Origin of the sequence: Streptomyces sp. NBC_00568 (assembly GCF_026341855.1) — a bacterium.
In the GTDB taxonomy this organism is placed as follows: Bacteria; Actinomycetota; Actinomycetes; order Streptomycetales; family Streptomycetaceae; genus Streptomyces.
This window is the reverse complement of the sequence record NZ_JAPENW010000001.1, coordinates 1,359,829-1,378,603: the sequence shown is the minus strand read 5'-3', so window position 1 is coordinate 1,378,603 and position 18,775 is coordinate 1,359,829. Positions and strand designations below refer to the sequence as shown.

Genomic DNA, 18,775 nt, shown 5'->3' with positions numbered 1-18,775 from the left:
AGGGGAGGCGTCGTGTTCAACATGTTCGAGGAGCTCTTCGCGCCAGGCCGCAAGCACACGAACGACGAACGCAAGCGGCTGGAACTGTCCCGCGTGGACGTGAACGACGGCGACCCGGGCCGCGGCCCGATAGACCTCGCCTCGGGCAAGGTCGTCGTACGGGTACCGAGCCAGGAGAACCGGCCTGCTGATCAGCCGGAGCCGGAGCCGGAGCTCGACCCGGATTCCCGCGTCGATCCCGAGCTCGAAACCGAGCCTGAATCGGATACCCAGCCGGAGCCGGAGCCGGAGCCGGAGCCGGAGCCGGAGCAGGGCCCGGCGCCCACGCCGGCCCCGTAGCGCTTCCGCTGCCTCTCCCTTACTTCACCTGCACCTCCAGAAGCAGGTCGTCGCCCTTCGTGGGGCTGCCGCGGCCGTCGGTCTCGCTCGTGGTCAGCCAGAGTCTGTCGCCGCCCGCGGAGACGACCGTGCGGAGGCGGCCGTACTTGCCGTTCAGGAAGGCCTCGGGGTCCGCGGACTTCTTGGTGCCGTTCAACGGGATGCGCCACAGGCGCTCGCCCTTGAGACCCGCCATCCACAGGGACCCCTCGGCGTAGGCGATCCCGCTCGGAGAGGCGTCGTCGGTGTGCCACTGGGCGACCGGGTTGTGGTACTTGGCGTTGTCGCCGATGCCTTCGACCACCGGCCAGCCGTAGTCGTCGCCAGGCTTGATCTGGTTCAGCTCGTCCCAGGTGTCCTGGCCGAACTCGGAGGCCCACAGCCGCTGTTTGCCGTCCCAGGCGAGGCCCTGGACATTGCGATGCCCGTACGAGTACACGACCGAGTCGCCGAACGGATTGCCCGGCGCGGGCTCGCCCTCCGGCGTCATCCGCAGGATCTTGCCGCCGAGGGCCTTCTTGTCCTGGGCCTGACCCCGGTCACCCGTCTCGCCGGCTCCCGCGTACAGCATCTTGTCCGGGCCGAACGCGATCCGGCCGCCGTTGTGGATGATTCCCTTGGGGATGCCCTTGAATATCGTGTCCGGTGCGCCCAGCTGCTCGCCGGACGGCTTCCGCTCGTCGTACAGCATGCGGACGATGCGGTTGTCGGACGCTGTGGTCAGGTAGGCGTAGATCATGTGGTCGGAGGCGTAGTCGGGGGAGAGCGCGATGCCCAGGAGGCCGCCCTCGCCGGCGGCGGCCACCCCGGGGACCTCGCCCAGTACCGTCTTCTTGCCGGTCTTCTCGTCGATCCGGGTGATCGTCCCCTTGTCGCGCGAGGAGACCAGCAGACCGCCCTCGGCCAGCGGCGCGAGGCCCCAGGGGGAGTCCAGATCCTCGGTGACGGTGCGCAGGACCTTCACCGAGCCCTTCGCGGGCGGTGTCGCCTCGGGGGAGGCGCTCCGGGAGGACGACGACTGCGGCGGCGTACTCCCGAGGCCCGGGAACGCGCCCGAGCCGTCCGAGCCACCTTCGTCGCCGGAGGAACAGCCTGCCGTCATCAGAAGCGCTGCCGTGGCCAACACGGCTGTCACTGCTCGAACCTGCACCATCAGTGTCCCTTCGACGCGGCGGTCCTACAGTTCATACACCGCTCGCGTTCCACGGGTTCCCGATCACGGACGGGCAATCCGCGCCGGGATCCGGAGGCGGAGACACGGAACCGCCGCTCAGTCCCAGGATCCCAGCGCCCCAGGCAGCCCCGCCACCTCCGCGAGGTCCTCCGCCGTCAGCCGCAGCCCGGCCGCCCCCGCGTTCTCGGTGACCCAGCGCTCCCGCTTGGCCCCCGGCACCGGGACCACGTGCGGCCCCTGCGCCAGGACCCACGCGAGCGCCACCTGCGCGGGCGTGACGGGACGGCCGCCGCCCCCGTGACGCCGGGCGATGCGCCGCAGACCCACGACGACGGGCTGGTTCGCGGCCATCATCTCGGCGGTGAAGCGGGGATGGCGGGCCCGAACGTCGTCGGGCTCGAAGCCCTCACCGGGGGTCAGCGTGCCGGTCAGGAATCCGTTGCCGAGCGGCATCGCGGCGAGGAACCCGACGCCGCGCGCCGCACACCACGGCAGCAGCGCGTCCAGCGCCTCCGTCGACCACACCGACAGCTCGGCCTGTACGGCGCTCACCGGGAAGACCTGCTGCACCCGCTCCAGCTGCCGGATCGTTCCGTCGTGCAGCCGCGCCCCCGAGCGGCGGGCGGACCGGGCGCCCACCGCGCACAGCCCGAGCGAGCGCACCTTTCCGGCCGAGACGAGTTCGGCCATCGCGCCCCAGGTCTCCTCGACCGGTACCTCCGGGTCCGCGCGGTGCAGCTGATAGAGATCGATCACGTCAGTCTGGAGCCGGCGCAGCGACGCGTCGCACGCGCGCTTCACATAGCCGGGGCGGCCGTTGGCCACAATGTGCTGGTCGCCCACCAGCAGGCCGACCTTGGTCGACACGAAGGCCTCGGAGCGCCGCTCCTTGAGCACCCGCCCGAGGAGCAGTTCATTGGTGAAGGGGCCGTACATGTCGGCCGTGTCGAGCAGCGTCGAGCCCCGGTCGAGCGCCGCGTGCACCGCACGCAGCGACTCCTCGCCGCGCTGCCGCGACCCGGTGTAAGCCCAGCTCATCGGCATGCATCCGAGCCCGACCGCCCCGACATCGAGTGCCGCGGCCCCGATCGTTCTGCGCTCCACCTGGCCGTAATCCTCCTTCTGCTGGCACCCCAACCTAACCTCTGCGCGCATGGGCACCTGGCATAGCCTCCTGACCATGACTTCCGATGTGTGGCTTCCCTTTCACGCCGACGAGATCGACGGACTCCCCGAAGGCCTCAACTACCGCTTCTGGGACGGCGACCAGGAGTTTCCCGCGGATCCGGCCGACTGCGCGTTCTACGCCGTGCCGTACATGAAGCCGCCCGCCGTCTCGCAGCGTCCGATGTCCGAAATGACGTCGGTCCGGGTCGTGCAGACGCTCTCCGCCGGGGTCGACCACGTCCTGCCGAGCCTCAAGTCCCTTCGTCCCGGCGTGGTGTTGTGCAACGCGCGCGGGGTGCACGAGGCGAGCACGGGAGAACTCACCCTCGCCCTGATCCTCGCCTCGCTGCGCGGGATCCCCGACTTCGTGCGGGGCCAGGACAAGGAGGAGTGGCGCTCGGGGTTCCGTCCCTCGCTGGCCGACAAGTCCGTCCTCATCGTGGGCTACGGGTCGATCGGGTCCGCCATCGAGGACCGGCTCGCGCCGTTCGAGCTCGCGCGGGTGGAGCGCGTCGCGCGCTCCGCTCGCGCCACGGAGCGCGGTCCCGTGCGCCCCCTCACGGAACTGCCTTCCCTGCTCCCCGAATTCGACATCGTCGTGCTGTCCACACCGCTCACGGAGAGCACCCGTGGCCTGGTGAACGCCGGCTTCCTGTCCCGGATGAAGGACGGCGCGCTCCTCGTGAACGTGGCCCGCGGCCCCGTCGTCGACACCAAGGCGCTCCTCGCCGAGCTGGAGAGCGGGCGCATCACCGCGGCCCTCGACGTCACCGACCCCGAACCGCTGCCCCAGGGGCACCCGTTGTGGCACGCGCCCGGCGTGCTCATCAGCCCCCATGTCGGCGGCCCCACCTCGGCGTTCTGGCCGCGCGCCAAGCGGCTGCTGGCGGACCAGCTGACTCTCTTCGTGAACCGGGAGCCGCTGCGGAACGTGGTCCTTACCACCGGCACTTGAGCAACGCCCCGTTCGCTCTCCGTCCGCTTCGGGCACCCTCCGCAGTTCCCCGAATGCGGGCAGTACCGGCATAGTCCCTGGTCGTCACGGAGCGTAGAGGAACTATGTCCCTGAGTGACGAGACTGGTGTATCGTCCCGACAGGGGCTGCGCCGCGCACCGTTCGGCGCCGGGGACGGACATTGAGACTGCGAGGGGGGCGACGGGCGATGCACGGCCTATGGACCAACGATCCGACGCGGCGGGGCCGCCGCCGACGACCCTGGCGCGCGACCACGCACGGACACGGCCACGGCGGCCATCACCACCGCAGGCACGGAGGCCGCCGGAGGCATGCGCACCCGGCGCACCGGGATCAGCGGGACCCCGGGGTACGGACCGGGTGGGCCCGGTGAGCTCCCCAGGGGCGCTGCTGGCCCGTCGGCCGGTCTTCGACGGCGGGACGGGCCTGTTCTCGCAACTCGTGCTGGCCCTGATGTGCGCGGGATACGCCGTCGGTTCCGCGCTCGGCTGGGGCTCCGCGAGTCTCGCGCTGGTCATGGGCGACTTCGGGCTGAGCGTCGCGGCGGCCACCGCGGCGGTCTCCTGCTTCCTCTACGCCCGTCATCGCCGCAGCCGCTTTCGACCCGCGTGGCTGCTCTTCGCGCTCTCCTCGGCGATGGCCTCGCTCGGGAATCTGGTCTGGGGGTGGTACGAGGTCGTCCTCGACCGCCCTGTTCCCAGCCCGAGTTACGCCGACCTGTTCTTCCTCTGCTTCGCGCCGCCCGCCATCGTGGGACTGCTGGTGCTCGCCAAGAGGCCTGTAACCAAGGCGGGTTGGGTGTGCCTCGCGCTGGACGCCTGGCTGATCGGCGGCTCGCTGCTCACCCTGTCCTGGAGCCTGGCGCTCGCCCAGGCCGCGAAGTTCGACGGGCCGAGCGTCGCGCACACCGCGCTGTCGCTGGCGTACCCGCTGCTGGACATCGCGCTGGTCAGCATGGTGCTCGCGCTGCACTTCCGCCGTTCGTCGGTGAACAGGTCGGCGGTGAACACCGCGATCGGGGCGCTGGCCCTGACCGTCATGTGCGACGCCCTGTTCACCTCGCCCCTCCTGCACAACAACTACCGCTCGGGTCAGCTCCTCGACGCGGGCTGGTTCGCCGGCTCGCTGCTTCTCGCGTACGCCCCCTGGGTCGTCACCCGGCACGGGCACCCGGACCCGGACACCGACGAGCACGGCCCGGACGGGCACGCGCGCGTCGTGTACGAGCACATCCCCGGACAGCGCCAGGAGGACCGGCACGGCCCCCCGGGGAGTCACGCGCCGCACGAACCCCAGGAGCCTCGGGCGCCGCACGGATCACCGGGGGGTCCGCAGGGCCCCGGGTCCCGCGAACGCCAGGGGGAGCACGGGCCGGAGGAACATCCGTACGAGCGACAGCCGGGCGGGCACGTGCACGCGAACCCCCAGGGGCCGGGGCAGCGCCGATACCCGGCGACGCGTCCCATCAGCGGTTCACTGGCCGCGCTGACGCCCTATCTGGCCGCCGCCGTCTGCACGTTGGGGATCCTCTACAACATCCTGAACGGGCGCAATGTGGACCGCGTGGTGCTGGTCACCGCCGGCCTCGTCGTGCTCGCCCTCGTGGTGCGCCAGGGCATCATGCTGCTCGACAACATCACCCTCACCCAGGAGCTGGCCCAGAAGGAGAACCACTTCCGCTCCCTGGTGCAGGGCTCCAGCGACGTCATCATGATCGCCGCCCCGAACGGCATCCTGAGGTACGTCAGCCCGGCCGCCGCCGGGGTCTACGGCCGCGACGCCGAGGAACTCGTCGGCTCCGAGCTCGCCTCCCTCATCCACCCCGAGGACCTCGGCTGCGTGGTCCACGAAGTACGGCGGTTCCTCGCGGCCAGTCACGTCGAGGAGCCCACCACCCGCATCGAGTGCCGTTTCCGGTCCGGCGACGGCGGCTGGCTCAACGTGGAGTCCACCGTCAACCGGCACCACGGCGGTCTCATCTTCAACAGCCGTGACGTGACCGAACGCGTGCGGCTCCAGGCGCAGTTGCAGCACAACGCCGAACACGACCCGCTCACCGACCTGCCCAACCGCGCGCTGTTCACCCGGCGCGTCCAGCAGGCCCTGTCCGGGCGCCGCTCCTCAGACCGGGGCACCGCCGTCCTCTTCATCGACCTCGACGGCTTCAAGGCCGTCAACGACACGATCGGGCACCAGGCCGGCGACGAACTGCTCGTCCAGGCCGCCCGCAGACTTCAGGACTCGGTGCGGCACGGCGACACCGCCGCCCGGCTGGGCGGGGACGAGTTCGCGGCCCTCATCGTCGGCGACGGCGGCCGTGACCGTACCGCCCGTGAGCAGCAGATACTGGAGCTCGCCGACCGTCTGCGGATCAGGCTCTCCCAGCCGTACTGCATCGACGGCAACGATGTCCGGGTCGCCGCGTCCATCGGCGTCGGCTTCGCCGAACCCGGACTGGGCGCGGGGGAGCTGCTGCGCAACGCCGACCTCGCCATGTACCGCGCCAAGGCGGCCGGAAAGGGCCGCGTCGAGCTGTACGCACCCCAGATGCAGCAGGACGTGGTCCGCAAGGCGGAACTGGCGACCCGGCTGCGCTCCGCGCTCCATGACGGCGAGTTCGCCCTGCTGCACCAGCCCGTGGTGTCGCTGGAGAACGGCCGGATCGCCTCGGTCACCGCCCAGGCGCGCTGGCGTTCCTCCCAGGGAGTGCTTTTCACGCCCGCCGAGTTCCTGCGCGTCGCCGAGGACAGCGACAGGACCGCCGAACTGGGCCGCTGGATGCTCGACGAGGCCGTCGAGCAGGCCGCCGAGCGCACCGCCGCGGGCATCGCGGTGCCGGTCGCGGTCCGGATGACCGCCCGGCGCCTGCTGGACCGCTCGATGCCGCTGGGCTCCGTGGAGTCCCTGCTCACCCGGCACGGGCTCGCCTCGGGCGGCCTGATCATCGAACTGTCCGACACCGACCCCCGCGTCTCCCTGGACGAGCTGGAGCGCCGTCTGAACGCGCTCAGGCGCCTGGGTGTGCGGATCGCCCTGGACGGCTTCGGCAGCGGCTACGCGGCGATCACGGCGCTCCGGCGGCTCCCCGTCGACGTACTGCGGCTCGACAGGAGTCTTGTCGAGGGAGTCGTCGAGTCCGCCCGGCTGCACAAGATCACCAGTGGGCTGCTGCGGATCGCCACCGACCTGGGGCTGCAGTCCGTGGCCGACGGGGTGGATCTTCCGGAGCAGGTCGTCGCTCTGCGCGCCATGGGATGCACCCATGGGCAGGGCATGGCGTTCTCCGGGCCGCTGGACGAGTACCGGCTGCGCAGAGCGCTCTCTTCCGGCCACTATCCGGTGCCGAACGGACCCGCCGAGCCCGTGTTCGCCGGTGGTGGCGGCGCGGGGGTGTATACGAGTGGTGTGCCCGTTGTTCTGGGGGGTGGAACAGCCCTCCGCTCACATAATGAGACTCCCGTCCCACCCACTTGACAGTCGGTGCGTGCCGGGGGGAGGGTCAATGCCATGCGCACCCGAATTCTCGTACTTGGAAAGCGCGTCGGCTGAAGCTAGGTGGTCACCGGAAAGGTCCGGAACACCCAGCGACCGCACCCGGCGCGCTCCCCTCGCTTGCCTCACGGCACGAGGGGTTTTTTGTTGCACAGGCACCAGTCGTACATCGCACAAAAGTCGCAAAAACCCTCAGCATCGAGAAGAGAATGCCGATGACCGAGCAGGCCACCGGGGCCCACCATCCGCAGCCGCGGCCCCGTTCCGGAGGACACCAGTCCGCCCCCGAGCACGTCACGGGTGCGCAGTCCCTCATCCGCTCGCTCGAGGAGGTCGGGGCCGAGACGGTATTCGGTATCCCCGGCGGTGCGATCCTTCCGGCGTACGACCCGCTGATGGACTCCCGCCGTGTGCGGCACGTGCTCGTGCGGCACGAGCAGGGCGCCGGCCACGCGGCCACCGGATACGCCCAGGCCACCGGCAAGGTCGGCGTCTGCATGGCGACCAGCGGCCCCGGCGCGACCAACCTGGTCACGCCGATCGCCGACGCGCACATGGACTCGGTGCCGCTCGTGGCGATCACCGGGCAGGTCGCGTCCAAGGCGATCGGCACGGACGCCTTCCAGGAGGCGGACATCGTCGGCATCACGATGCCGATCACCAAGCACAACTTCCTGGTCACCAAGGCCGAGGACATCCCGCGGACGATCGCGGAAGCCTTCCACATCGCCTCCACCGGCCGTCCCGGCCCGGTCCTCGTCGACATCGCCAAGGACGCCCTCCAGGCGCGGACCACCTTCCAGTGGCCGCCCACCCAGGACCTGCCCGGCTACCGCCCGGTGACCAAGCCGCACGCCAAGCAGATCCGCGAGGCCGCCAAGCTGCTCACCCAGGCCAAGCGGCCCGTGCTGTACGTCGGCGGCGGCGTCCTCAAGGCGAGCGCCACCGCCGAGCTGAAGGTCCTCGCGGAACTCACCGGAGCGCCCGTCACCACCACCCTGATGGCGCTCGGCGCATTCCCCGACAGCCACCCGCTGCACGTGGGAATGCCGGGCATGCACGGTTCGGTCACCGCCGTCACCGCGCTGCAGAAGGCCGACCTGATCGTCGCCCTCGGAGCCCGCTTCGATGACCGCGTCACCGGCAAGCTGGACAGCTTCGCCCCCTTCGCCAAGATCGTCCACGCCGACATCGACCCGGCCGAGATCGGCAAGAACCGAGCCGCCGACGTGCCGATCGTCGGAGACGCCCGCGAGGTCATCGCCGACCTGGTCCAGGCGGTGCAGAAGGAGCACAGCGAGGGCAACACCGGCGACTACACCGCCTGGTGGAACGACCTCAACCGCTGGCGCGAGACGTACCCGCTCGGCTACGAGCAGCCCGACAACGGCTCGCTGTCGCCGCAGCAGGTCATCGAGCGCATCGGGCAGCTCGCCCCGGAGGGCACGATCTTCGCTGCGGGCGTCGGCCAGCACCAGATGTGGGCCGCGCACTACATCCAGTACGAGCAGCCCTCGACCTGGCTGAACTCCGGCGGCGCCGGAACGATGGGCTACGCGGTCCCGGCCGCGATGGGCGCCAAGGCGGGGCAGCCGGACCGCACGGTCTGGGCGGTCGACGGCGACGGCTGCTTCCAGATGACCAATCAGGAACTCACCACCTGCGCCCTGAACAACATCCCGATCAAGGTCGCCATCATCAACAACGGCGCCCTCGGGATGGTCCGCCAGTGGCAGACCCTCTTCTACAACCAGCGCTACTCCAACACCGTGCTGCACAGCGGTCCGGACGCCGACGGCAAGCAGCCGAGCGCCGGCACCCGCGTCCCCGACTTCGTCAAGCTGTCGGAGGCCATGGGCTGCTACGCCATCCGCTGCGAGTCCCCGGACGACCTCGACAAGGTGATCGAGGAGGCGAACTCGATCAACGACCGTCCGGTCGTGGTCGACTTCATCGTCCACGAGGACGCGATGGTGTGGCCGATGGTCGCCGCCGGCACCTCCAACGACGAGGTCATGTTCGCCCGGGACGTCCGCCCCGACTTCGGCGACAACGAAGACGACTGAGAGAGAGCCGAGTCAGACCCATGAGCAAGCACACCCTCTCCGTCCTCGTCGAGAACAAGCCCGGTGTCCTCGCCCGGATCACCGCCCTGTTCTCCCGGCGCGGCTTCAACATCGACTCCCTCGCCGTCGGTGTCACCGAGCACCCCGAGATCTCCCGCATCACCATCGTGGTGAACGTGATCGAGGCACTCCCGCTCGAACAGGTCACCAAGCAGCTCAACAAGCTGGTCAACGTCCTCAAGATCGTCGAGCTGGAGCCCGGTTCGGCCGTTCAGCGGGAACTCGTTCTGGTGAAGGTGCGCGCCGACAACGAGACGCGCTCCCAGATCGTCGAGATCGTCCAGCTGTTCCGCGCCAAGACGGTCGACGTCTCCCCGGAGGCCGTCACCATCGAGGCCACCGGCGGCGCCGACAAGCTGGAGGCCATGCTCAAGATGCTGGAGCCGTTCGGCATCAAGGAGCTCGTCCAGTCCGGCACGATCGCGATCGGACGCGGGGCACGTTCGATCACGGACCGGTCGCTGCGCGCACTGGACCGGTCGGCCTAAGTCAGGAAAGCGCCGGTACACGGGCGGGCGGCGAGCACCGTCCGCCCGTATACCGAGACCCGAAAACTTCCCTTCCCCCGCCCGCCGTACGGTGGGACGCAACACCGGAAATACCGGAAAACAAGGAGAACCCCAGTGGCCGAGCTGTTCTACGACGACGACGCCGACCTGTCCATCATCCAGGGCCGCAAGGTCGCGGTCATCGGCTACGGCAGCCAGGGCCACGCCCACGCGCTGTCGCTGCGCGACTCGGGTGTCGACGTCCGCGTCGGTCTGCACGAGGGCTCCAAGTCCAAGGCGAAGGCCGAGGAGCAGGGCCTGCGCGTGGTGACGCCGTCGGAGGCCGCGGCCGAGGCCGACGTCATCATGATCCTGGTGCCGGACCCCATCCAGTCCCAGGTCTACGAGGAGTCCATCAAGGACAACCTCAACGACGGCGACGCGCTGTTCTTCGGCCACGGCCTGAACATCCGCTACGGCTTCATCAAGCCCCCGGCCGGCATCGACGTCTGCATGGTCGCCCCCAAGGGCCCGGGTCACCTCGTGCGCCGCCAGTACGAGGAGGGTCGCGGCGTCCCCTGCATCGCGGCCGTCGAGCAGGACGCGACCGGCAACGCCTTCGCCCTCACCCTGTCGTACGCCAAGGCCATCGGCGGCACCCGCGCCGGCGTCATCAAGACGACCTTCACCGAGGAGACCGAGACCGACCTGTTCGGTGAGCAGGCCGTCCTCTGCGGTGGCACCGCCGCCCTGGTCAAGGCCGGTTTCGAGACGCTGACCGAGGCCGGCTACCAGCCGGAGATCGCGTACTTCGAGTGCCTGCACGAGCTGAAGCTCATCGTCGACCTCATGTACGAGGGCGGCCTGGAGAAGATGCGCTGGTCCGTCTCCGAGACCGCCGAGTGGGGCGACTACATCACCGGCCCGCGCATCATCACGGACGCCACCAAGGCCGAGATGAAGCAGGTCCTCGCCGAGATCCAGGACGGCACCTTCGCCCGTAACTGGATGGACGAGTACCACTCGGGTCTGAAGAAGTACAACGAGTACAAGACCCAGGACGAGAACCACCTCCTGGAGACCACCGGCAAGGAGCTGCGCAAGCTCATGTCGTGGGTGAACGACGACGAGGCGTAAGCCGTACGACGGGGGGCCGGGGCGGCACGCTCCGGCCCCTTCGTCGAACCGCGGGTAACGCCCGTGGACACGGTGTTGGACATCCCGTCCAGCCACGGACGGGTGATCCTTCCGCGGAGGCGCAGGACGACCTCGGCGGCGCCACTACACTGCTGCACATCAACAACGCGTCAGGCCCACAGCGTCGTGCGTCTTCCACGCGGCTCAAGCGACCCCCCAAGAAGTGCAGGCACGCCCCGGGGCCGCTACAAACCCTCCACCGCCTGCGGCCGTCGGGACGGCCGTCCGCATTGGACTTGTGAGGACTCACGTGAGCTCGAAACCTGTCGTACTCATCGCTGAAGAGCTGTCGCCCGCGACCGTAGACGCCCTGGGCCCGGACTTCGAGATCCGGCACGCGAACGGCGCCGACCGCGCCGAGCTGCTGCCCGCCATCGCCGACGTCGACGCCATTCTGATCCGCTCGGCCACCAAGGTCGACGCCGAGGCCGTCGCCGCCGCCAAGAAGCTGAAGGTCGTCGCACGAGCCGGCGTCGGCCTGGACAACGTCGACGTCTCCGCCGCCACCAAGGCCGGCGTGATGGTCGTCAACGCCCCCACCTCCAACATCGTGACCGCGGCCGAGCTGGCCTGCGGCCTCCTCCTCGCCACCGCGCGCCACATCCCGCAGGCCAACACGGCGCTGAAGAACGGCGAGTGGAAGCGCAGCAAGTACACCGGTGTCGAGCTCGCCGAGAAGACCCTCGGCGTCGTCGGCCTCGGCCGCATCGGCGCGCTCGTCGCGCAGCGCATGTCCGCGTTCGGCATGAAGGTCGTCGCCTACGACCCGTACATCCAGCCCGCGCGGGCCGCGCAGATGGGTGTCAAGATCCTCACCCTCGACGAGCTGCTCGAGGTCTCGGACTTCATCACCGTGCACCTGCCCAAGACCCCCGAGACTCTCGGTCTCATCGGTCACGAGGCGCTGCACAAGGTCAAGCCGACGGTGCGCATCGTCAACGCCGCGCGCGGCGGGATCGTCGACGAGGAGGCGCTGTACGCGGCGCTCAAGGAGGGCCGCGTCGCCGGCGCCGGCCTCGACGTGTACGCGAAGGAGCCCTGCACGGACTCCCCGCTCTTCGAGCTCGACGAGGTCGTCTGCACCCCGCACCTCGGCGCCTCCACGGACGAGGCGCAGGAGAAGGCGGGCATCTCCGTTGCCCGCTCGGTGCGTCTCGCCCTCGCCGGTGAGCTCGTCCCCGACGCGGTCAACGTCCAGGGCGGCGTCATCGCCGAGGACGTCAAGCCCGGTCTGCCGCTCGCCGAGAAGCTCGGCCGCATCTTCACCGCCCTCGCGGGCGAGGTCGCGGCCCGCCTCGACGTCGAGGTGTACGGCGAGATCACCCAGCACGACGTCAAGGTGCTCGAACTCTCCGCGCTCAAGGGCGTGTTCGAGGACGTCGTCGACGAGACCGTGTCGTACGTCAACGCCCCGCTGTTCGCGCAGGAGCGCGGCGTCGAGGTCCGGCTGACCACGAGCTCGGAGTCCCCCGACCACCGCAACGTGGTCACCGTGCGCGGCACGCTCAGCGACGGCCAGGAGATCGCGGTCTCCGGCACGCTCGCCGGCCCGAAGCACCTGCAGAAGATCGTCGCCGTCGGTGAGTACGACGTGGACCTCGCGCTCGCCGACCACATGGTCGTGCTGAGCTACGAGGACCGTCCCGGTGTCGTCGGCACCGTCGGCCGCATCCTCGGCGAGTCCGGCATCAACATCGCCGGCATGCAGGTCGCCCGCGCGGCCGTCGGCGGCGAGGCCCTCGCGGTCCTCACCGTCGACGACACGGTGCCGCAGAGCGTCCTCACCGAGCTCTCCGAGGAGATCGGCGCGACGTCGGCGCGGTCGGTGAACCTCGTCTGAGGTTCTCCCGCGACGCTTCCGTCACGTGAGCACAGGGCCGGGACACCCGAGGGTGTCCCGGCCCTCGCGCGTTCCGCGGCGCCTCACGCGGACGGTGTCGTCTCCGGCTCGATCAGGCCCTCGCGGTAGGCGATGGCCACGGCCTCGGTGCGGCTCGCCGCGCCCAGCTTGGCCAGGATGTTCGAGACGTGGACGCTCGCCGTCTTGCCGCTGATGAACAGCTCCTCGCCGATCTGGCGGTTGGTGCGCCCCCGGCCGAGCAGCCGCAGCACATCGCTCTCCCGGGCGGTGAGCGCGGCGATGCGCTCCCCGGCGGCGGGTGACTCGGCGAGGCGACCGCGCCGGACGAGCGCGTCCAGGGCCTCGCGCAGCGGCACCGCACCGAGGCGCAGGGCGGTCTCACGGGCCGCGCGGGCCTGTTCGGCGGCCTCCTCCCGGCGGCCGGCCGCGAGGAGCGCTTCCGCGAGCCGCCTTCTGCTGCGAGCCAGCTCGTACGGATCGCCGTAGCCGAACGCCGTCACGGCCCGCTCCCAGGCCGCGACGTCCGGACCGGTGCGGGCGCGCAGCCCTTCCGCCTCGGCGCGGGCGAGCCAGGCCAGTCCCTCGGGCCCCTGCTCGGTGGTGTCACCGCTCTGGGCCGCCGTGCCCCGGACCAGCTCCACCAGTTCGGCCGCGGTGTCCGCCCAGCGGTCGGCGCCCGCCGGGTCGCCGGACCGGCGGGACTCCTCGGCCGTGTCCGCGACCGCGGACAGGGCGAGCGCGGCGAGCCGCACCACGACGGGGGGCCGGTCGGTGCCCGAGACGTCCGTGAGGGCCTCGGTCGCGGTGTGCAGCCGCCGTACGGACTCCTCGGCGTCGCCGCGCAGCGCCGCCGCGTCGGTCAGCACGATGCTCGCGACGAGCGTCGCCATCCAGTCGAACGGCCGGTCGAGCAGTGCGCGGGCCCCGGTGACGGCCGCGTCGTGCTCGCCGCGGGCCAGGGCGACGTACAGGGCGGGGCCGGTCGCGAACCCGCCCGCCGACGGGAGCAGTTCGGCGTCGTCGGCGGCGGCTCGCGCGCACTCGTCCCAGCGGCCCAGCGTGTAGAGCACCAGGGACTGGAGGTAACGCAGTTCCAGGGCGTACGGCGAGGAGAGGAGGCCGGCGCTGCGGGCACGGCCGAGGCCGTCGCCCAGCCAGGTCAGGCACTCGTCCAGGTCGCCGGATTCGTAGCACCCGATGGCCAGGTTGAACAGCGCCCGCATCTCCACCGGGAGGTTCCCCGCGCCGCGGGCCAGTTCGCGGGCCCGGCTCAGCCGGTCGCGGCCCTTCGGGGTGCGCCGGTTGTGCGCTTCCATACCGACCAGGGAGATCGACAGGTCGGCCTGCGCGTCGGCCAGTCCGAGCCGCTCGGCGGTGGCCAGCGCCTGCCGGGCGACCCGCTCCGCGTCCTCGTCCCGCCCCACATAGCGGGCGGCCATGACATGGGTCGCGGCCGCCCACACCCAGGTGTACGAGGGCGGCTCGGCGGGGATCATCGCGAGCGCCTCGCTGCTGTACGTGAACGCGGCCTTCAGGCTGTCGATCCGCATCAGATGGCCCGCGAGGGTGTACCGCACCCGGGCGGCGAGCTCGGAGTCGGCGTCCGAGCCGGCCCGGGCGAGCGCGTCGCGGGTGAGGTGGACCGCGCGATGGGACTCGCCGGCGCGTGCGGCGGCCGCCGAGGCGCGCAGGGTGAGGGCGACCGTGCCGCCGCCCTCGGGGCGGGCGGCGGCGTCCACCGCGGGCCACAGTTCGAGTGCGGTCTCCAGATGGCGCAGCTCCTCGGCGGGCGCGCCGACGCCCTGGGCGTGGTCGGCGGCTTCGAGGGAGGCGGCGAGCGCGTCGGCCAGGTCGTGGCTCTCGCGTGAGTGATGGGCGCGCTCCGCCGCGTTCTTCGCCGAACGGGCTTGCCCGGCGAGGAGTTTGGCGAACAGTCCGTGCAGCCGGACCCGCTCGCCGGGCAGCAGGTCCGCGTACACGGCCTCCCGGGTGAGCGCGTGCCGGAACGAGTACGTCGCGTCGCCACCGGGCAGCAGCAGCTGGTGGCCGACGGCCTCGCGCAGCGCCGACTCCAGCTCGTCCTGCGGCAGTTGTACGGCGTCACGCAGCAGCTCGTGCTCGACGCGGCGCCCCGCGACGGCCGCCGTGCGCAGCACCTGCTGGGCGGTCTCGGAGAGTTGCTCGATGCGGATGAGGAGGACGTCGGCCAGCCCGCTGGGCATGGCTGGGGAGACGGGGTCGTCGTCACCGGGCAGCGCGGCGAGCAACTCCTCGGCGTAGAAGGCGTTGCCCTCGGCGCGGTCGACGATGCGGCGGACCGTGGTGTCGGAGACGGGGCCGGTGCGCAGCGCGCGCACGAGCCGGGCCACGTCGGCGTCGGCCATCGGCCGCAGCTCCAGCCGGTCGACGGCGGGCAGCCGGATCAGCTCGGCGAGCAGGGGGCGCAGGGGGTGGCGGCGGTGCAGGTCGTCCGCGCGGTACGAGGCGAAGACCGCCAGGCGGCGGGCCGGGCCGCCGGGCGCGGGCCGCTGGAGGACACCCCGGCTGAGCAGGAAGCGGAGCAGGTCGCGGGAGGACTGGTCCGCCCAGTGGAGGTCTTCGAGGATCAGCAGGAGCGGCGTGACATCGGACAGGTCGGCGAGGAGACCCGCGATGCCCTCGAAGAGCTGGAGGCGGCTGCCGGGGTCCGGTGCGGAGCCGGTGCCCGATCCGCCGCCGGTCAGCCGGTGCACCGCCGGGTGGGCCGCGAGGGCCGGGGCGAAGCGGTCGTCGGCGGCCAGGGCGCCGAGGATCTCCGTGAACGGGAGGTACGGCAGGCCCACGTCGCCGAGGTCCACGCAGTGGCCGGTCAGGACCGTCATCCCGGCGGCGGCTGCGTGTGCCGCGGCTTCCGTGAGTGTGCGGGTCTTGCCGACGCCGGCGTCTCCGGCCACCAGGACGGCACGGGGGTCGCCGTCCCTGGCCCGCTCCAGCACGCCGGTGAGCCGGGCGAGTTCGTCCCCCCGGCCGATGAACGGCGTACCGAATGTCTGTGCCACGACACCCATCCTGGCACGCTCCGCCGACAACTCCCCGGCGCCGGCCTCCCGGGGACCCGGCTCCGCACTCGCCCCTCGGTCAAGTCCGCGCCCGCGACGCCCCGACGCACCCTGACGCACAGCGACGCGCGGACGCTCGGACGCCGAGCGGTGCCGCGCGCCGCACACGCGCCGATGCGGGCCGGACCGGAACGCTCCCGCTCCGCGCGCGAACCCAGGCCCGCCGGGCCGACGGGCCGGAATGCGGACCCGTACTCCCCGCGTGCGTGCGTGCCGAGATTGGCGGCCGGAGTTCCGGCGCGTGCCGATGCCGGGCGGGCCGGTGTCGTCCGGCCCGCCCGGCGGGTGGGGGCTCGGGCGTCGGCCGCCCGGCGGGTGGGTGTCAGGCCGTCGCCTGCTCGGGGGCCACCGCTTCCGGTGCCCCCTCGGTCTCGCGCACCGGCACCTTGCGCAGGGTGGCGGTGGCGAGCGCCGCGGCGCCCAGCAGGAGGACCAGGCCCGCGACCGCCGCCGCCTGCATGCCGTTGGTGAATGCCTCCCGTGCGGCCCGCGCCAGGGCCTGACCCGCGTCGCCCGGCAGCTGTCCGGCCACGGCGAGCGCGCCGCCCAGCGTCTCGTGGGCCGCGGTGGGGACACCGGCCGGGATGTCCTGGCGGTAGACCGCCGTACCGATGGAGCCCAGGACGGCCATGCCGAGGGCGCCGCCGAACTCTGCACCGGTCTCCAGCAGGGAGGAGGCCGAGCCCGCGTTGCCGACGGGGACGGTGCCGAGTGCCAGGTCCATCATCTGCGACATCACGGTGACGATTCCGGCGGCGAGGACGCCCGCGCCGGCCAGTACGAGCCACAGGGAGTCGGTGCCGGCGAGGGCCAGCAGGCCGTAACCGCAGGCGGCGGTCACGAAGCCGCCGGAGACGACATGGGCGCGGTCCACGCCCTTCTGCACGAGCTGCGCGGAGACCGGCGCGGCCACTCCGACCAGGACCGTGGGGAGCAGGGCCCACAGGGCGGCCTCCATGGAGCTCTTGCCGAGCACCGACTGGAGGTACTGGGTGGTGAAGTACGCCGACCCCAGCATGCCGAACGAGGCGATCAGGTTGAGCACCACGGCGGGCGCGAAGCCGCGGCCGCGGAACAGGGCGGGGGAGATCAGCGGGGACTTCGCGGTGCGCTGACGGTGCACGAACAGGGCGGCGAAGACCAGGCCGACGAGGACCGAGACGACGTACTCGGTCTTCCAGCCCTCGGACGGGATCTCCTTGATGCCGTAGATCACGGGCAGCACGGCGGCCATGGACAGCGGCACGCTGAGCAGGTCGAAGCGGCCGGGCTCCGGGTTCCTGGACTCGGGGAGCAGGATCGGGCCGAGGACCAGCAGCAGCACCATCGCGGGCAGGTTGACGAGGAAGACCGAGCCCCACCAGAAGTACTGGACCAGGACACCGCTCATCACCGAACCGAGCGCGATACCACCGGTCATGACGCCGGACCACATGCCGATGGCCTTCGCACGCTGGCCGGGGTCGGTGAACATCGTGCGGATGATCGCCATCGTCGACGGCATCAGGGTCGCGCCGCCGATGCCGAGGACCGCGCGGGCCGCGATCAGCATCTCGGCACTGTTCGCGTAGGCGGCCAGCACCGAGGCGGTGCCGAAGGCGGCGGCGCCGAACAGGAGCAGCTTGCGGCGCCCGATGCGGTCACCGAGCGACCCCATCGTCATCAGCAGACCTGCGAGCACGAACGCGTAGATGTCGAAGATCCACAGCTGCTGGGTCCCGCTCGGCTCCAGGTCCGCGCTGATCGAGGGGATCGCGAAGTAGAGGACCGAGACGTCCATCGAGACCAGCAGCAGCGGAAGCATCAGCACGCCGAGGGCGGTCCATTCACGGCGGCCGGCCAGGGCGCCGGAGGCGCCGGAGGAGGGTGTCGTGCTCGTCGGGTTCGTCATGGCAGGGACTGTACGCACGTATTAAACGCTTGTCTAGTACGGGCGTTTAATACGTCCGTCCTTGACGTTCGTATGGGACGGTTGTCTGAATTCCGGGTACGCTGGCCGGCATGGGACACCGTGAGGATCTGCTCGAAGGCGCCAAGCGCTGCCTGCTGGAGAAGGGCTTCGTGCGCACCACGGCGCGCGACATCGTCAAGGAGTCGGGGACGAATCTGGCGTCCATCGGCTACCACTACGGGTCGAAGGACGCGCTGCTCACGCAGGCCTTCGTGGAGCTGATCCAGGAGTGGGGCGAGAAGTTCGCCCCGGCGTCGGCGCGCGAGGTCGAGCCCGGGGGCTCCGTGGAGCGCTTCCACAGCGTGTGGGCGCGGATGCTGGAGTCCTTCGAGGACTTCCGGCCCCTGTGGGCGGCCAGCATGGAGATCGCGACGCAGGGGGACCGGGTGCCGGAGCTGCGGGATCTGATGGCGAAGGCCCAGATCGAGGGACGGTCCGGGCTGGTCGCGATGTTCACCGGGCAGGACGAGGAGACGCTCGACGACGCGACGGTGAAGTCGCTCGGCGGCTTCTATCAGGCGCTGCTCAACGGCCTGATGGTGCAGTGGCTCTTCGACCCGGCGAGCGCGTCCACGGCGGACGAACTCACCGACGGGCTGCGCCGCGTGATCGACGGGGCGCGCGAGGCGAAGTGAGCCCGGCCGGCCGCGCGGCGCGCCTCCGCCCGACGTGGCGGGCCTCCGTCCGGCGTGGGGGGCCTCCGCTCGGTGGTCTTCCGTCCGGCCGCCGCTGCTCGTCCGGCCGCCGTTCGTCCGTGAGCCGTCAGCCCGAGCCGTGAGCCGTGAGCCGTGAGCCGTGAGCGGGACCGTGAGCCGTGAGCCGTGAGCCGTGAGCCGTGAGCCGTCCGCTCGACCGCGGGACGCCCGT

General features: G+C 71.3%; 12 protein-coding genes. 8 read left to right on the top strand and 4 right to left on the bottom strand.

Annotated features, from left to right (window positions below; translation table 11 throughout):
• The first annotated feature begins 12 nt into the window (after nt 1–12).
• Entirely contained in the window at nt 13–339 is a 327-nt protein-coding gene (locus tag OOK38_RS05725; RefSeq protein WP_266763055.1) for a DUF6191 domain-containing protein, read from the top strand.
• 19 nt (nt 340–358) lie between these two features.
• On the opposite strand, the gene OOK38_RS05720 is transcribed toward OOK38_RS05725, so the two are convergent.
• Complete coding sequence (locus tag OOK38_RS05720; protein ID WP_266763057.1) at nt 359–1,531, bottom strand: sorbosone dehydrogenase family protein; 1,173 nt, start codon at nt 1,529–1,531, stop codon at nt 359–361.
• Nucleotides 1,532–1,648: 117 nt separating this feature from the next.
• Nucleotides 1,649–2,656, bottom strand: a complete 1,008-nt coding sequence (locus tag OOK38_RS05715; protein ID WP_266763059.1) for an aldo/keto reductase — start codon at nt 2,654–2,656, stop codon at nt 1,649–1,651.
• Nucleotides 2,657–2,732: 76 nt separating this feature from the next.
• Between OOK38_RS05715 and OOK38_RS05710 the strand changes: the two genes are divergently transcribed.
• The 6 genes from OOK38_RS05710 to serA all read left to right on the top strand — a co-directional run bounded on the left by OOK38_RS05710 (nt 2,733) and on the right by serA (nt 12,838).
• Nucleotides 2,733–3,674 carry a 2-hydroxyacid dehydrogenase gene (locus tag OOK38_RS05710; protein ID WP_266763061.1) on the top strand — a complete coding sequence of 314 codons (942 nt, stop codon included), beginning with the start codon at nt 2,733–2,735 and terminating at the stop codon, nt 3,672–3,674.
• Between the two features lie 474 nt (nt 3,675–4,148).
• Nucleotides 4,149–7,169 carry a bifunctional diguanylate cyclase/phosphodiesterase gene (locus tag OOK38_RS05705; protein ID WP_266765864.1) on the top strand — a complete coding sequence of 1,007 codons (3,021 nt, stop codon included), beginning with the start codon at nt 4,149–4,151 and terminating at the stop codon, nt 7,167–7,169.
• Nucleotides 7,170–7,396: 227 nt separating this feature from the next.
• Nucleotides 7,397–9,253 carry an acetolactate synthase large subunit gene (locus OOK38_RS05700; RefSeq protein WP_266763063.1) on the top strand — a complete coding sequence of 619 codons (1,857 nt, stop codon included), beginning with the start codon at nt 7,397–7,399 and terminating at the stop codon, nt 9,251–9,253.
• Nucleotides 9,254–9,273: 20 nt separating this feature from the next.
• Nucleotides 9,274–9,801, top strand: a complete 528-nt coding sequence (gene ilvN, locus OOK38_RS05695) for an acetolactate synthase small subunit (RefSeq protein WP_266763065.1) — start codon at nt 9,274–9,276, stop codon at nt 9,799–9,801.
• A gap of 135 nt (nt 9,802–9,936) precedes the next feature.
• On the top strand, nt 9,937–10,938 hold the full coding sequence (gene ilvC, locus OOK38_RS05690; RefSeq protein ID WP_266763067.1) for a ketol-acid reductoisomerase: 1,002 nt from the start codon (nt 9,937–9,939) through the stop codon (nt 10,936–10,938).
• Between the two features lie 310 nt (nt 10,939–11,248).
• Nucleotides 11,249–12,838, top strand: coding sequence for a phosphoglycerate dehydrogenase (gene serA / locus OOK38_RS05685; protein WP_266763069.1), 1,590 nt, complete (start codon nt 11,249–11,251; stop codon nt 12,836–12,838).
• 83 nt (nt 12,839–12,921) lie between these two features.
• Here serA and OOK38_RS05680 read toward each other — a convergent pair whose 3' ends face one another.
• Nucleotides 12,922–15,906, bottom strand: coding sequence for an AAA family ATPase (locus OOK38_RS05680; RefSeq protein WP_266763071.1), 2,985 nt, complete (start codon nt 15,904–15,906; stop codon nt 12,922–12,924).
• Nucleotides 15,907–16,279: 373 nt separating this feature from the next.
• The gene (locus OOK38_RS05675) at nt 16,280–17,848 is read right to left on the bottom strand and encodes an MFS transporter (protein WP_266763073.1); all 1,569 of its coding nucleotides are present in this window, start codon (nt 17,846–17,848) and stop codon (nt 16,280–16,282) included.
• 110 nt (nt 17,849–17,958) lie between these two features.
• Between OOK38_RS05675 and OOK38_RS05670 the strand changes: the two genes are divergently transcribed.
• Complete coding sequence (locus OOK38_RS05670) at nt 17,959–18,543, top strand: TetR/AcrR family transcriptional regulator (RefSeq protein ID WP_266763075.1); 585 nt, start codon at nt 17,959–17,961, stop codon at nt 18,541–18,543.
• The last annotated feature ends 232 nt before the right edge of the window (nt 18,544–18,775 follow it).